The organism is Vibrio sp. L85, assembly GCF_963871815.1.
GTDB lineage: Bacteria > Pseudomonadota > Gammaproteobacteria > Enterobacterales > Vibrionaceae > Vibrio > Vibrio harveyi.
This window is the reverse complement of sequence record NZ_CAWMYL010000011.1, coordinates 74,998-90,557: the sequence shown is the minus strand read 5'-3', so window position 1 is coordinate 90,557 and position 15,560 is coordinate 74,998. Positions and strand designations below refer to the sequence as shown.

Genomic DNA, 15,560 nt, shown 5'->3' with positions numbered 1-15,560 from the left:
AGGAACAGATCATGATCGTTAGAACACTCGACGAGTGTCGCAATAGCGAAAGGCGCGTGGTATCGGATAACTGGGAAAGTGTCCGCATGCTCTTGAAAGATGACAACATGGGCTTTTCATTTCACATCACGACTATCTATGAGGGTACGGAAACGCACATTCATTATCAAAACCATTTGGAATCTGTATTTTGTATGAGTGGAGAAGGTGAGATCGAAGTAGTCGGCGGTGAAACGTACCCAATTAAACCGGGTACGCTATATATTCTTGACAAGCATGACGAGCACTATCTACGAGCTTATAAAAACAAAGAAATGACCATGGCTTGTGTGTTCAACCCGCCCATCACAGGCGCAGAAGTTCACGATGAAAACGGCGTTTATCCTCTCGTTGATTAACCCATTAAGGTTTTAAAGGGGCGAGGCTTCGCCCCTTTTTCTTATCCATTCTTTCAAATTACCAACCATTAAGGTCCATCATGACACTTACCGTAGAAAAGATCGGCGGTACATCGATGACAGCATTTGATGCTGTGCTCGACAATATTCTCCTTCGTCCACAAAATCCATATAACCGTATTTTTGTTGTCTCTGCTTATGGCGGAATGACCGATGCGCTATTGGAATGCAAAAAGACCAGTAAACCAGGTGTCTACCAATTGATTGCCAAACGAGATGAAGCGTGGCAAGACGCGTTAGCGTATGTTGAAAGCCGTATGCTCCTGACCAACGAGCACATTTTTGCTGACCCGATGAATCGCATGAGAGCTGATAAGTTCATTAGGTCTCGCATTTCAGAAGCAAAAACTTGCGTGACTAACATCCTAGAAACTTGTCAGTACGGGCAGTTCTCTCTGCGTCATTACTTACCTCAAATCCGTGAGTTTCTCTCTTCAATTGGTGAAGCACACAGTGCCTACAATACGGCATTAAAGCTCAAGAACATGGGGATTAATTCGACTTTTGTTGATCTGTCCGGTTGGGATAATCAGCAGCCTCTAAGCTTGGATGACACAATACATGAAGCCTTTGAAGGGATTGATGTTACCCAAGAACTTCCAATCGTGACAGGTTACGCGTACTGCAAAGAAGGGTTGATGCATACGTATGACCGTGGTTACAGCGAGATGACTTTCAGCCGAATTGCAGCAACAGTCAAAGCCGATTTAGCCATTATTCATAAGGAATACCATTTAAGTTCTGCCGATCCAAAAGTGGTCGGTGTCGACAGTGTCAATCCGATTGGATTTACGAATTATGATGTGGCTGATCAATTGGCAAACCTTGGTATGGAAGCCATTCACCCTAATGCCGCCGCAGGTCTTCGCGAAAGTGGTATTGAATTGCAGATCAAAAATACCTTTGAACCTGAGCACAAGGGTACTCTAATCTCTGCGGATTACCGTCCGGAAAGTGACCGCATTGAAATTATTGCGGGTAAGCAGAAAGTATTTGCGCTTCACCTGTTTGACCAAACCATGGTTGGAAAAGTGGATAATGTCAGTTACGAACTGATGGAAATCATTGCTGATGCCCGCGTCAATCTTATCGGTAAAGAGATGAATGCGAATTCAATAACGTATTACCTAGGTGGCAGTATCGATAGCTTAAATAAAGTGCTCTATAAGGCGGAAAAGCGCCATCCACGAGCTTCTATTACCGGCAAAATGGTTGCGCTGATTTCTGTGATTGGCTCTCAAATTGATACTAACAAAACACTGGCGAAAGGCGTGTTAGCCCTGATGAATCGAGGAGTCACACCGATAGCACTCCATTCATCAATGAGAAACGTGAATGTGCAGTTTGTCGTCAGTGATGATGAATACCAACAAGCGATTTGCGCATTACATGAAGAGTTTTTTGAACAAGACCGCGGAGCGAAAAAGTCGGTGAATGTTGCTTAATCGACTTGCCTGATCATGTTGCAGTTTTAAATACGGGGAATCTCTATTTGAAACTGCTTAACTGAATACATACTTTAAACTTCGCATGATAGTAGAGAATACAAGTGTAAATAATGACTTTGAGCGTCGTTTATCAATCAGTTCTTCTATCACCACTGTGTCTTCTTTAGTTAACCTTGCTCGCCAAATTAAGCACCAAATGACCCTAACACGATAACACTGGTTGTTAATGGTCATTGGGGCATTTCTAAACGCAATAGCATAAAGCCGTTTTGAATAGAGGATCTCTTCGCCAATTCGCAAGGTAAATCTTGTCGACAGGCGATGATATTCGGCAATGACGAGTATGCCATCGACATAATGTGATTGTGTTTGAAAAGTTTTGAATCCCATCTTGCTCTATCCTTAGACCTCGAACTTAATCCAACGAATCGACATATTATTGGAAGTTCGTACAAAAAGATTCAATTACATTGTATTTCTTAATAAAAGTAGGGTGAGCGCATGCGATGAGATATGCAACGGTTAGGAGTGGCGGCATATATTGAGTCGACGCAAGGCAGCTTAGATGCAATCGCCCCACGAGCTTTTGTATGCAGTTATCTTGCGGGCAATTGGCTGACAAAGCGCTTGAAAATGGAGAGTTCTCGATGAACCCATTTGGGGATTATTGAGATAAGATAATGCCTTCGGGGTATCAGCATGAAGGTCAAACTGAAAAGCCTTATTTTTGCTAGATGAGACGGTTTGTTGGAATGGTTTGATAACCAAGCAAAGGAGCCGATCATGGCTCCTTTGTTATTCATTTACGACCGAGTTAGATATTTGGGCGAGCAGTCTCGTTAGTTGAAGGAGGTAGGTGAGGAAGAGTCACCTCTGGTTGATCACCGGTTAACGAACGTAAGAACTCAGTGATTTTAACCGATTCCTCTTTCGTCAGCTTCTGACCAAGCTGAAGGTCAGCCATCATTGCTACTGCTTCTTCTAGATCCCAAACAGAGCCGTCGTGGAAGTACGGGTAGGTGAGTTCGATGTTACGCAGTGTCGGTACTTTAAACACAAACTTATCGAAATCATTCCCCGTGATCGCTTTGCGCCCTATGTCTGGGTTGTCTGTTGCAAATGGCTTCACTAAGCCCATTTTTTGGTACATTTGCCCGCCAGCCAATGGACCACTATGACACGCTGTACAACCTTTTGCCTTGAATAAGTTATAACCCTCGACTTGCGCTGTTGTTAGTGCATTGTCGTCGCCTTTCAACCAAAGATCGAACGGCGCATTTGGTGTACGTAACGTTTGCTCAAACGTCGCAATCGCATCGGTTACATTATCGATGGTGATTGTCTCACTGCCGTAAGCTTCTTTAAACCACTCACGATATTGAGGAATCGATTTTAGCGTATCGATAGCCAATTGGTGAGTGAATGCCATTTCGAGTGGGTTCTCAATTGGACCTGCTGCTTGTTCCTGCAAATCTTTGGCGCGTCCGTTCCAAAACTGAACGAAGTTTAAGTCTGAGTTAAACACCGTTGGTGAGTTGATAGGACCAATCGCCCATTTATGACCAATGGAACTTGGTAGGTTATCGACGCCACCTTTTGCGATGTTATGGCAAGAGTTACAAGAAATGGTGTTGGAGGCGGATAATCGAGGTTCAAACCACAACGTTTTACCCAGTTCTACCTTTTTCGCATCAAGACCAGCAACCGGTTCAATCACCTTAATGGGTTCTGCGGATTGGCGCTCAGCATAAGCACCGAAAGATAGGACTGACAAGACGCTCACTGCTATAAGAGTTTTCATAATAACTTCCTTTTTAAGTGATTTTTCACTCTCACTAGGGCGGCGCACTTCTTATTGGTACGCTCTGGAAGTCACGGTATAGCAATCGTTTTTTTCTATAAAATGCAAAAAATCGATGGCTTTTATGGCAAAAAACGATGTTAAAAGCGAACAAAGTTTGCACGATTTGATTTTGCTTGCTTTCAGCGGTGGTGGTTACTTTTTATTTACAAATATGTAAAGAATATAAACGAATGGTTCGTTGATTTAGGTCAATTATGCAATTAAGTGAGAACCATAGGAGGGAGTCCCTAGCAAAGTCCACGATTGAAGGTTTTATCTCGCTAGCTTAGGTTGGATAGAGGATATTTAACAACTAACAACTCCGATGTTTAGAGTTATTCCATTTTAGGGATTTTGCTCTAAATCTAGATGGGCTTTTACATTTCAATTTCAATAAAGCTTGGTCATTGATCATGTTTTTGAGTATGCGAATTATTATCAATTATGCATGTTATTGCTTATTGTCTAATTTGATGGTGTAACGTCACTGCAGCACGTATTGAGCGTACTACGCTGATTTTCTGTCTTTTCGTGTTGACAGTTTGGTACTAGGTAAAAATCAACAAGACTATGATTTCAAGGAACATTCTATGTTAAAGAAACTACTAAGTTGTTGTATCACCTCGGCACTCTGTTTCCATTCTTCTCTCGCTTTTTCGCAATCGACAGAACTCCCAAATGATGCGGATTTAGCGCAGACACCTGCGTCACTGATGCTTGCGCCTGAAGACGTCGCCATCGCTGATCGTTATATCGTTGTATTTCATCAACCTCAAATGATGATGAATAATTCACTTGAATTACAGCAGTTCACACAACAATCTGTGGACCGAATGTCTGGTTTGTACTCAATACAAGTGGAATCAGTATTCGACAATTCGATCAGTGGTTTCGTTGCGACGTTAGCTCCTGAACAGCTGAAAGCGTTACGTGCTGATCCACGTGTTGAATACATCGAGCAAGACAGAATTCTCACACTAGACCCAATAGTCTCGGCAGAAGTAAACCAAAGTAATGCAATTTGGGGGCTAGACCGAATTGATCAACGTAGCCTGCCTCTCAATAACAATTACAGCGCCAACTTTGATGGAACGGGCGTAACGGCTTACGTTATCGATACGGGTGTGAACAACTCGCACGTTGAATTTGCCGGACGCTCCATTTCGGGATATGACTTTGTCGACAATGATGCGGATGCCAGTGACTGTAATGGACACGGCACACACGTAGCGGGCACGATCGGCGGATCTTTGTATGGCGTGGCAAAGAACGTGAGCATTGTTGGTGTCAGAGTGCTTAGCTGTTCTGGCTCAGGTTCAACGTCTGGCGTTATTGCGGGTGTTGATTGGGTGGCTGCCAATGCATCTGGTCCTTCGGTTGCCAACATGAGTTTAGGTGGTGGGCAATCTGTTGCTCTTGATAGCGCAGTGCAAAGCGCAGTTCAGTCCGGCGTTAGCTTTATGCTTGCAGCTGGTAACTCCAATGCTGATGCCTGTAACTACTCACCTGCGCGTGTTTCTTCTGGTGTTACTGTCGGCTCGACGACGAGCTCTGACGCACGTTCTAGTTTTTCAAACTGGGGTAGCTGTGTCGATGTTTTCGCTCCGGGATCACAAATCAAGTCTGCTTGGTATGATGGCGGTTATAAGACGATAAGTGGTACTTCAATGGCAACCCCACATGTTGCTGGTGTTGCTGCGCTTTATCTCCAAGAAAACAGTGCACTTTCACCAAGCCAAGTGGAAGCGCTGATCGTTGAGCGCGCAACCAGTGGCAAAGTCGCGGACACAAGAGGCAGTGTGAATAAATTGCTTTACAGTTTAACGGATGCCGATTGTGGTCAAGATTGTGGTGGTCCTGATCCAACGCCAGACCCAGAAGGTAAATTGACCTCTGGTGTACCAGTGAGTGGCTTGAGCGGTTCGACAGGGCAGGTAGCTTATTACTACGTAGATGTAGAAGCAGGGCAACGTCTAACGGTACAAATGTATGGCGGCAGCGGTGATGCAGATTTGTATCTACGCTTTGGCTCTAAGCCAACGATTAATGCTTGGGATTGTCGACCTTTCAGATACGGCAACAGTGAGACATGTACAGTTAATGCCACTCAAAGCGGACGTTACCACGTAATGATTCAAGGCTATTCAAGCTACAACGGTGTAAGCATCCAAGCGAGTTACTAGTTACTGTTACGCATAGTAGAAAGTATCGATAGCAGTAAAATACAAAGCCCACTTGTCGGTGGGCTTTGCTTTATGGCGCTGTTTTGATGAGTCGTGATTGACGTTATTCAAACGCATCACTCTTTTGTTTTAAGAACTCGATCAGTGTGCGGACTCTTAGCGGCATTAGCGCTTTCTCTTGGTACACCGCATAAATCGGAATTTCTAAATCGTGCACATCAGGTAGGATACGTACGAGATCTCCTCGCGCTAACTCTTCCTTCATCATAAAGCTCGGCATGATGGCAAAACCAAGATGATTCAGAACGAACGCTTTGACTGTCGCAGCAGTCCTCACTTGTACCTTTGGGCTGTGAATCAAACGTGTCACCAGACCTTTGCTATTGGTCATCGTAAGCTGCTTATCACCGTGAACGATATGGTGGCTAATCCAATCCAGTGTTAAGAGATCTTCAGGTGTGGATACCGCCTTAACTTTGCTTAGATAGGTTGGGGTAGCGCAAAGCATATCTCGGAAATAACCAAGCTTGATTGAATATAAGCTCGAATCTTCAAGGGCGGAGGAGGCACGCAGTGCAATATCACAACGAGATTCAATCAGGTTGCTGTAACTGTCACTCTCAATAATATCGAGTTTGATTTCCGGGTAGAGGTGCATGAACTCACTCAGTATATCCACCATCGCTGAGCTAGGTGTGGATATCCGAATCGTACCGCTTGGAATCTGGTTAGCATCTTGCGTTTCTGCATTCGCTTCAGATGCAATATCGCCAATCAGTTTGCATTTCTCATAGTAACGCAACCCTGCGTCGGTCAATGAAAGAGAGCGAGTAGTGCGATGCAGTAAACGTGTATTTAGCGCTTGCTCAAGTTTAGAGACGATCTGCGATACACGCGCTTTACCGATATCAAGCTCATCCGCTGCTTGAGTAAAGGATTGTTTCTCTGCCACTTTAGCAAAGACCATCATGTCATCGAGTGAAATCATATAGCTTATTGTCCGGAAGTTCTTATTATTCACTATTGTTTAGTAGTAATTAACAATCAGTTTAATCAAAGGGTAATTATCTATCAATCATCAAACGATATAGTGTCTCCATCGACAGCGGGGAGCCACAGCAGCTTGGTCATCTCCGCGTTATTAAAAAGAAATTATTTAAGAATTGAATGGAGAAACCATCATGTCAGATCGCAAAATTCTAGTAACAGGTGCATCAGGTAAACTAGGTTCACAAGTAGTAAAAGCACTGCTTGAAGAGCTAAATGTTCAACCAAGTCAATTGATTGTAACTACTCGCCATGCAGACAAACTGCAAGCGTTAGCAAGCCAAGGTGTGGATGTTCGCGAAGCAGACTTTTCTAGCCCAGAGTCACTAGAGAAAGCATTTCTCGGCGCAGACAGCATGCTGCTTATTAGCATCGACGCTTCTGGTCCTCGTACTCAAGCACACTTGAATGCTGTAGCGGCAGCGGAAAAAGTAGGGGTGAGCCATATCGCTTATACGTCGATGCCTTCTGCAGAGAGTTCGCCAGTGATGTTTGCTCATGAGCATGAAGCTACTGAAAATGCGATTAATCAAAGTCGCATCCCTCATGCCACCATCATGCGCAACAATTGGTATTTTGAAAACTTGGCAGAGTACTTCGCAAGCATTCTACAATCGGGTCATTGGTTGACGTCGGCAGCAGAAGGTCGCTCGGCTCAGTTATCACGTAGAGATTTGGCTTTTGCAGCGGCATCTGCATTAGTAAAACCAGCGCAAGGTAAAGTTATACTTCCAATGAACGGTGCGCAATCTATGACACACGCTGAAATGGCGAAGGTGATAGATAAAGTGTTGGGTACATCGACCACTATGGTGAACTTGTCTGATGAGGATTACCAAGCACAGTTAGAGTCGTTTGAATTGCCTGCACCAATCGTAGAGTTATGTGTAACAATGGACAAACACAACCGTGGAAACTATTCAGACGGCACAAGTGAGGCATTTGAAAAGCTAACTGGTAAGCAGCCACAAAGCTTTGAAGCCTGGTTAGAAGCAAACAAAGCGGAGCTACAAAAACTAGCGAATGCTTAAGATGATTTGAAACTAAAAAGGGACTCATTTGAGTCCCTTTTTAAATGTCGTTGACGAGACCTTAACTATAAATTATTTATTGGTTTTAACGTATTAATAGCGAACAGGTCGAAGAGAAAATAAATGAATTTTCCCCTTCATAATGAGCTTTTGTTTAGTAATAATACCTTCTTGAACGGTTACTTCATCACCACTCTTTATTCTAAGTGTCAAATTTATCATATTGTAACAAATTCTTACATTTGGTAATTAGGGCAAACTTAATGCGATATCAATCTCCTCCAAGTGACCACACCGAACAAGCACAACAATCCGTCCAAGAACGCGCTGAACAACAGCGTATAGCTCGAAGGGAAGAACTAAAAGTTACGCAAGCAGACAATAAACGCTGGGCTGCTAACCGAGAAAGAGTCCTTGCTGAGCGCAACAACGAAAACACCGACGTCGCACTAACGCCATTAAAAGAAAAAAAGAAAAAGAGTGGTCTCAGTTCATTGTTGTGTGCAAAACCGAGTTTTTCCAAACTACCGACCAAGACAGTTGCTTATTGCTGGGTCAATACAAAAGCAGAAAGTGGCGAAGACAATGTTATTCCAAGTGTTGAAAAAGAACATGGTCTGCTGAATGTAATTAGTAATGCTAAAGTCACTCCAAAGGTGAAACACGTTATTTATGTCGATAGACGTACGAAAGGTCGAACCTGTTACGACTCACGTGTAGAGCTTCCTGAGAATGTTAAATTCGTTTCAGTTGATGAATTACTGACGAAGAAAAACATGGCAACACCTGCCATTGCGAAGAAGATGACAGAGCTGTATGAGGCAAGCATCAACTACGGTAGTCCTGCCTTTGCAAAGAACATGGTCTCCTTACTCGCCCTAAATGCCGGAGATTATTTCTTCGATATCGGTGTCAGCATAAAGCCAGACGGCAATTTAGCTAAGCACCTTAATGGCGAGAGCAAATTTTCTGGCGGTGCAGTAGGTAACGGAAGCTATCTGATGGGTGGACACGACAAAGAAGCGATCGAAATGGTTGTCGAGTTCCTCTATGGATTGTACACCTGTGAAAGAGCGCCAACTGTGCATCCTAAAAAAGCAGTGGAGATCTTAGACAATCTCGATAAATCACTAACGCCAAATGAGGTGATAAGCAAGGTTGTAGATAATGCGAAATTAGACGAGCAAATCACGCCGGCTGAATTCGTTACTTATTCTCGTAAGATGGAGAAGGAATTTGCTGAACGTGGCGTTAAGACAACGATGTGTGAATATCCCCGCCACACTGACGCCGTTTTTGGTAACACCATTACAATACTGACAAATAGCGTGAAAAAGAAATTTGCGGATGGAACAGATTTCGTTAATACCCATAAGATGAGCCATATTCATAAAACAAAAGTGGAAGCGCACCACGTCCCAGTTTTGTAGAGCGCGCAGAAGAGTATTGAGCTCATCCAGTTACTCGGTACGGCGCCAAAATCAAAAACGCCCACACTTGTTCAGCAGTGTGGGCGTTTTATCTCTTTTGATTCACCAGCCAGTATTACTTAACCGTTAGTACTCAGATTGAGTGCTCCAACACTGGTAACAATGATATGAATGTTATCGCTGCTAGGCTGATATTGAACATACGCTGCTTTAATGTGGTATTGAGATAAACACGGATTTTTTGACCAACCCAGACCCAAGTCATATTGGCAAGCAGTCCGAATGTCGTAAACACGAAAGTAATCAATGCGACAGATAACCAATAGCTAGAGGGGAGGCTATAACTTGTGACCAAAGCAAGTGATGCCATCCAAGCCTTCATATTACCTAGTTGAAACAACGTAGCCTGAGTTACGTTGATTGGTTTGCTTTTGGTGGCTTTACCTGCGAAAGAGTTGGTACACAATAGCTTTATTATCAACCAGAACATGTAAGCCAGACCGATGTATTTTATGGCGAGATACCAACTTGGATGAGTCTGGAGAGCAACGCCAGCACCACACGCGCAAAGCAGAATTAACCCGATAACACCAATACGGATACCAATTAGGTGTCGCCATGATTTCCGGACACCAAATTGTGCCCCTGAGTTGGCGAGCAATAAGTTATTTGGACCGGGCGTGATGGCGGTAACAAACGCAAATAAACTCATCGCTGGCATTAGGTCCCATAATGTTGTCATTTCCTTTCCTCTCAAATAAGTGCAGCTGAGCCAAGAGTAAAGGGGCAAAGTGAGAGAGACCTACAGTTAATGCGTCATGGTGACAATTCTTTGATTTCATTTTCGTCAGGCCTTATTTATCCTGAATACAAGAATTAATTGTACCCCTTCGGAGAGAGACAATGTTAGTCCCTGATATATCGGGTCGTTCCGGACCTAAGTTTATGGCACTGGCTGATGCGATTGCTGAGGTGATAGAGAGTGGTGAACTCGAACCAGATACGAAATTACCCCCTCAGCGTATTTTGTCTTATCGCTTGGGTGTGACGGTTGGAACGGTGACAAGGGCGTATCAGGAGCTTGAGCGGAGGGGCTTAACAGAGCCAAAAGTAGGAAGTGGAACTTATGTTCGGAACAGAGAAACTGAACTGAACCATTTCTATCATCCGGTATTGGAAGAACAAGACATTGATTTGGCCCGCTGCCGACCTTTGTTATTATCGCAGCCGAAATTTCTGGCGAATGCGTTGAAAGAGTTATCTCACGAGGAGATCGCGCAGGCAGCCGTGCTGGATTACTACTCCGCTGATGGCATTCAGGGTCATAACGAGACTCTTCGACAATGGCTGATGAGCAAGTTTAATATCGATATTGACGCACGGCGTCTAATGTGGACTCATGGAGGGCAACACGGGATCTCGCTGATTATTCAAGCATTAAGCCGTCCAAAAGATACTATTCTTGCCGAAGGGCTGTGTTATCCAGAGTTCATCTATGCATGTCAGCAATCCGAACGAAAGCTAGTGCCAGTAAAAGTCGATGAACATGGACTAGATCCAGAAGATCTGGCATTGCACTGTAAGAGGCATCGCCCAAAACTGCTTTATCTCACGCCGGGAATACAAAACCCGACCGGAGCTCAATTAACAGATAGCCGAAGACTAAAAATCATAGAAATATGCCGTCGTTACAATGTGTTGATTATTGAAGACGACGTTCTCTACTGCCCGCCATCTCATCGAAAGAGTCCTTTAGTCGCTATTGCTCCGGATATTACCTTATACGTGGGCAGTTTTTCTAAGTACTTCGCGGGTGGGTTGCGACTGGGCTTTATCATTCTTCCATTGTCTTTCAAAGAGTTACTGCAACGAGCGCTACGAGCCAGCTGTATGTATGTTAGCCCTTTGATAATCGATCTGGTTTGTCGTTGGTTAACCAGCGGAGCGATGCAGGCGGTGGACGAAGAGATCGCGATGGAACTCAGTGCGCGTCATCGGATCTGGAAGGCTGTATTTCCCGAAATCCAGATAGGCGTCCCTGGCTACAATGTATGGTTACCTTTGCCTGAGCCATTAACAGGGTATCACTTTAACCAATCGTTGTTGAAACATGGGGTCAGAGTGAGAGAAGCAGAAATGTTTGCCGTGGGTCGGTATGAAGTGCCAGCAGCGGTGAGGATATCACTCGCCGGTCCACTAAGCCGCCCACAATTGCAGTCTGCTTTAGAGACCGTCAGAGAGCAAATCGCACGGCTCACTTAAATGCTCTAGAGGTAATATTTAGTCATCGAAGCTTGTTTCTGTTGAAAGGCGTGTAGGAGCGAATGTTGGGAATACGTGTTTGCCTCGAAAGAGTTGGGGCAGCATTATGCCTTTATTACCCAACTAAATGCATAATCAATATGGCTATGTGAACCTGATGATTTTATTCAATCGGGAACTATTTTTGTATGCGCTTATTAATCGATTCTGTAATAGATTATTTTGGTTTGTTGAATACAGATCCCGGGGAAAGGTCCCAGCATTTAAGCATTTTCTAGTGATAGTTATGTTCAAAACATCGCCCAATCAGGTCATTCTAGACAGAATACGTGTCACGCATAGTTACACGCTGTAAAGTATTTATACATCAGCAACTTGTTTCTTGTGCCCATGGCAACGCCCTGTTATGTTTCAATACACATAAGGCGTTGGTTGCATAGCTAAGGGATATGAGTGTAAATTATGCTGACAGAGTTAATTGGAAAGAACATCAAAACATTTAGAGATGAGCAAAAACTGTCTCAAAAAGAACTTGCGGAGCAACTTAACGTTGCTCGACCTGTGATATCAAATTGGGAAAACGGTAAAAACGAGCCATCTTCGTCTCAATTGCTAAAACTCTCGAAAATATTTAAAACTTCTACTGACGAGTTGGTTGGTAATACCTCAATCAAGAAAAAGGTTATCGTTGTTGATACCTCTGCGTTGATCAAAAGACCGTCGATCATTGATGAGCTTGAAGAGTTTTTTGAAGAAGTCGTAATACCAGAAGTTGTGATTTCAGAACTGAATAATCTGAAAGACAGGGGCAACCCTTCTACAAAACAAAAAGCTTGGTTGGTAATGAAATCCATTACCGAGAAGAAAGCAAAATTCTGCATAGAAAGAAGCATCAAAACGGATGGAAACAATGACGAAAAGATCGCTGATGTAGCAATTAGGAGATCTAAAGCCTGTCCTTACGATGATGTTTATTTGTTAAGTGATGATATCTATTTTCAGTTTTTGACTAGAGAACCAAGAAATCTGACAGCGATAACTCCCAATATGTACATAGAGAAGTTTCACACCGCAGACAATGATTATGATGTCGTGCGCTCTATAGAGTTTGGTTCTTTAGTCAAATCGAAGAAACTTCAACAAGTTATGGATTTCGATATGCTGGGTGTTGATGTTAATTTTCATAGTCCTGATAGTGGCTTAACACCATTGATTTGTGCCGTAAGAAATCGCGACCTACCGATGATCAAATACCTTCTCACATTAAAAGAAATAAACCTTGATGTAAGGGATAAACACAAATACCGCTTCTCAGCTATCCATCATGCAACGCAGGTTAAGAAATTGGAAATAATAAAGCTGTTGGTCGAAAACGGGGCTGATCTTGACTATGGGAGTGGAGGTAAGAATGCTGGCAACACACCTCTAATGATTGCTGCGTGGAGTGGTTTTTTACAAGCGGCAGATTACTTTTTGTCTCACGATTCTTGCACAAATCAACAAGATAATAACGGTTATACACCTTTGATGAAAGCTTGTATTAAGCACGATATAAAAATGGTCAGAATGCTAATTGAAAAAACTGATTTGATGATTAGGTGTAGAAATAACAAGACAGCAATCGACTATTTAGATGCAAATAACCCGAAAAGTAGCGATATATTTGAAATATTTAAAGGAAATTTGAAGTGATTGATCGAGCTTGTATATCTCTTGGAGAGCAATGTAACTTAAAATGTGCTTACTGCCATTTTCATAATGAAGATAATGGGAAGTTAAGTGGAATACCGCAAGAGTTTACTACTGATGAGTTAATCAAAATAGCAAAAAAACTAAATGATTATGCACGAGTTAACAATTTAACCACCTTCAAAATTGGAATAGTTGGTTCTGGTGAACCTATTTTACAGTATAGGAAAATTGTTGGTCTTATCGAGTATGTAAAGAACAATAATCTGGATAGATTAGCATTCTATACCATTACAAATGGAACTATTTTAACAGAAAAAATATTAGATTTTTTCTTGGAACACAAAGACTCGATAAAGATGTGCTTCTCATTGGATGGTTATGAAGAGCTTCATAATTTAGGTCGGGAGAAATATAATGTTGTTTTTAGTGGAGTGAAAAAGTATGAATCTAAATTTGGGAACAAGCCACCTATAAACTGTACAGTGCACAGCAAAACTATTTTGAATAAAACTAAACTTAGAACATACCTTGAAGATAATAATTTTAAGGATGTAACGTTTTCACGCCTTTTTGATTCTCACGATCAAAGTATGACAATATCAAAGGACGAATACCAGTCTTTGCTTGAAGATTTTAGAGGTAGCCAGTTCGAAGTTCGTCAACTTGATGAAAATAATAAAAAGAAATATGACTGTACAATGTATGGCACACTCTGTGGAGTAGGTCGAACCAATATTTTCATCACTAAACGTGGTATCTATCCGTGCGGCAGATTCTATGGAAATGAAGATTACAACTATGGTGCATTCGATATGGACCTTGAAAATTTAGAATTTCAAATGGGTAGGATGAAGCCTCTACAAGATGGTGAATGTTACTATGACAAATATGTTGAGGTTAAATGATGAAGTTAGCTATCTATGGAGTATCTCGATCTGGTAAAGACTATCTAATCAAAAATGTAATTGCCTATTTACAGGAAACTACATTGTTAACAGCTATTCATATTGAGGGTTCAAAGACGTTGAATGCTCTTGCTCAAGATATGTTCTCACAGCCCTTTAAAAGTCTCGAAGAGTCAAGAAAAAGAACATTGCGAGAAAAATTTACTGATATCGTGAATGAAAAAAATTCAGAATACGATCTCGTACTAGTAGATGGTCATTATTCTTTTATAGATGGCGATTCTTACCAAGTAGTCTTCACTGAACAGGATGAACATGTTTACGATCACTTCTTTTATTTGGATACTCCATCAGAAATGGTTGTAGATTTTTCGAGGAAAAGTAAAGGAGATAAAAGAAATTTAGAGATTACTGTGGAACAAGTTCGAAATTGGAAGAAATATGAAAAATGTAAATTGGATAAAATATGTAACAATCAGAGAAAAGAGTTAGTGATCTTAGATGAAGATACCCGATCTAGTATTCAATTTATTTCTTATTGGTTGAGATCATATTCTTCAAAGCTTTGCAATCAAAGCTCAGCTCTAAGTTTTTATAATAAGCATAAAGAATTACTAGAAAAATCAAATCAGGTTATCCTTGTTGACTGTGATAAGACAGTTTCAATTAATGACGGGACTTATGATTTCTGTAGACATTTAGGCTTAAGAAAAGAAGAGTTAAAATATATATTTAGAAATGATAGGTATACGTCATACCAATTCTTTAAAGTTTGGAATCTGTACAAAAAGAATAGCTCTATTAAAGTGGAAGAAGCTGCGAATCAAAGCTTGCAAAAGATAAAACTAAGTCAGAGTTTATCTAGCTATTTATCGAGTAAGAAAGATTCAATCGTTATCGGTGTTACGTCAGGCGTATTCGATATTTGGAGCTTAATTAACGAAAAGCATCAAATTTTTGATGTTTTGTTGGGGAATAGTTGTAAACCAGAAATTGAGTATTTTGTTACTCCATTGTTCAAGAAGGAAATAGCGAATCTACTAAGGGAAAAAGGGAAGTACGTTGTGGCTATTGGTGATTCGATGATTGATATTCCAATGTTAGAAGCAGCAAATCAAGGGTATTTGGTTGCTCACGAAAAATTAAACAAGGCAGTGGAATCTTACTTAGCTGGGATTGTGTGTACAAATATTGAGCAAATATTTGAAGTTGGAGTGTCTTATGACCTTAAAAAATTCTGTGAACTAGAAGAAGTATAATT

General features: G+C 41.8%; 13 protein-coding genes. 9 read left to right on the top strand and 4 right to left on the bottom strand.

Features of this window, described 5'->3' with window-relative positions; genetic code table 11:
• Positions 1 to 11 precede the first annotated feature (11 nt).
• The gene (locus AACR11_RS01640; RefSeq protein WP_005446054.1) at positions 12 to 398 is read left to right on the top strand and encodes an ectoine synthase; all 387 of its coding nucleotides are present in this window, start codon (positions 12 to 14) and stop codon (positions 396 to 398) included.
• Between the two features lie 80 nt (positions 399 to 478).
• Positions 479 to 1,903 (top strand): aspartate kinase, encoded by a 1,425-nt coding sequence (locus AACR11_RS01635; RefSeq protein WP_047516825.1) that lies wholly within the window; start codon positions 479 to 481, stop codon positions 1,901 to 1,903.
• Between the two features lie 57 nt (positions 1,904 to 1,960).
• On the opposite strand, the gene AACR11_RS01630 is transcribed toward AACR11_RS01635, so the two are convergent.
• Positions 1,961 to 2,296, bottom strand: coding sequence for a hypothetical protein (locus AACR11_RS01630; RefSeq protein WP_079325495.1), 336 nt, complete (start codon positions 2,294 to 2,296; stop codon positions 1,961 to 1,963).
• Between the two features lie 424 nt (positions 2,297 to 2,720).
• Positions 2,721 to 3,707 carry a cytochrome-c peroxidase gene (locus AACR11_RS01625; RefSeq protein WP_017818076.1) on the bottom strand — a complete coding sequence of 329 codons (987 nt, stop codon included), beginning with the start codon at positions 3,705 to 3,707 and terminating at the stop codon, positions 2,721 to 2,723.
• 632 nt (positions 3,708 to 4,339) lie between these two features.
• Here AACR11_RS01625 and AACR11_RS01620 point away from each other — a divergent pair.
• Complete coding sequence (locus tag AACR11_RS01620; protein WP_017818077.1) at positions 4,340 to 5,932, top strand: S8 family peptidase; 1,593 nt, start codon at positions 4,340 to 4,342, stop codon at positions 5,930 to 5,932.
• Between the two features lie 103 nt (positions 5,933 to 6,035).
• Here AACR11_RS01620 and AACR11_RS01615 read toward each other — a convergent pair whose 3' ends face one another.
• Positions 6,036 to 6,920, bottom strand: a complete 885-nt coding sequence (locus AACR11_RS01615) for a LysR family transcriptional regulator (protein WP_079325493.1) — start codon at positions 6,918 to 6,920, stop codon at positions 6,036 to 6,038.
• 193 nt (positions 6,921 to 7,113) lie between these two features.
• On the opposite strand from AACR11_RS01615, the gene AACR11_RS01610 reads away from it, so the two are divergent.
• Positions 7,114 to 8,010: an SDR family oxidoreductase gene (locus AACR11_RS01610; protein WP_079325491.1), complete on the top strand. Its 897-nt coding sequence runs from the start codon at positions 7,114 to 7,116 to the stop codon at positions 8,008 to 8,010.
• Between the two features lie 263 nt (positions 8,011 to 8,273).
• A complete protein-coding gene (locus AACR11_RS01605; protein ID WP_079325489.1) occupies positions 8,274 to 9,440 on the top strand; it encodes a hypothetical protein in 1,167 nt (388 codons plus the stop codon).
• 133 nt (positions 9,441 to 9,573) lie between these two features.
• On the opposite strand, the gene AACR11_RS01600 is transcribed toward AACR11_RS01605, so the two are convergent.
• On the bottom strand, positions 9,574 to 10,182 hold the full coding sequence (locus AACR11_RS01600) for a LysE family translocator (RefSeq protein ID WP_005446042.1): 609 nt from the start codon (positions 10,180 to 10,182) through the stop codon (positions 9,574 to 9,576).
• A gap of 161 nt (positions 10,183 to 10,343) precedes the next feature.
• On the opposite strand from AACR11_RS01600, the gene AACR11_RS01595 reads away from it, so the two are divergent.
• The 4 genes from AACR11_RS01595 (at position 10,344) to AACR11_RS01580 (ending at position 15,558) form a co-directional block, all read left to right on the top strand.
• Positions 10,344 to 11,702, top strand: coding sequence for an aminotransferase-like domain-containing protein (locus tag AACR11_RS01595; protein WP_029788124.1), 1,359 nt, complete (start codon positions 10,344 to 10,346; stop codon positions 11,700 to 11,702).
• A 462-nt stretch (positions 11,703 to 12,164) separates the two neighbouring features.
• Positions 12,165 to 13,394: an ankyrin repeat domain-containing protein gene (locus AACR11_RS01590; protein ID WP_009697475.1), complete on the top strand. Its 1,230-nt coding sequence runs from the start codon at positions 12,165 to 12,167 to the stop codon at positions 13,392 to 13,394.
• On the top strand, positions 13,391 to 14,299 hold the full coding sequence (locus tag AACR11_RS01585) for a radical SAM protein (RefSeq protein WP_009697476.1): 909 nt from the start codon (positions 13,391 to 13,393) through the stop codon (positions 14,297 to 14,299). Before AACR11_RS01590 ends, AACR11_RS01585 begins: the two co-directional genes overlap by 4 nt.
• A complete protein-coding gene (locus AACR11_RS01580; RefSeq protein WP_079325487.1) occupies positions 14,296 to 15,558 on the top strand; it encodes an HAD hydrolase family protein in 1,263 nt (420 codons plus the stop codon). Before AACR11_RS01585 ends, AACR11_RS01580 begins: the two co-directional genes overlap by 4 nt.
• Positions 15,559 to 15,560: the final 2 nt, after the last annotated feature.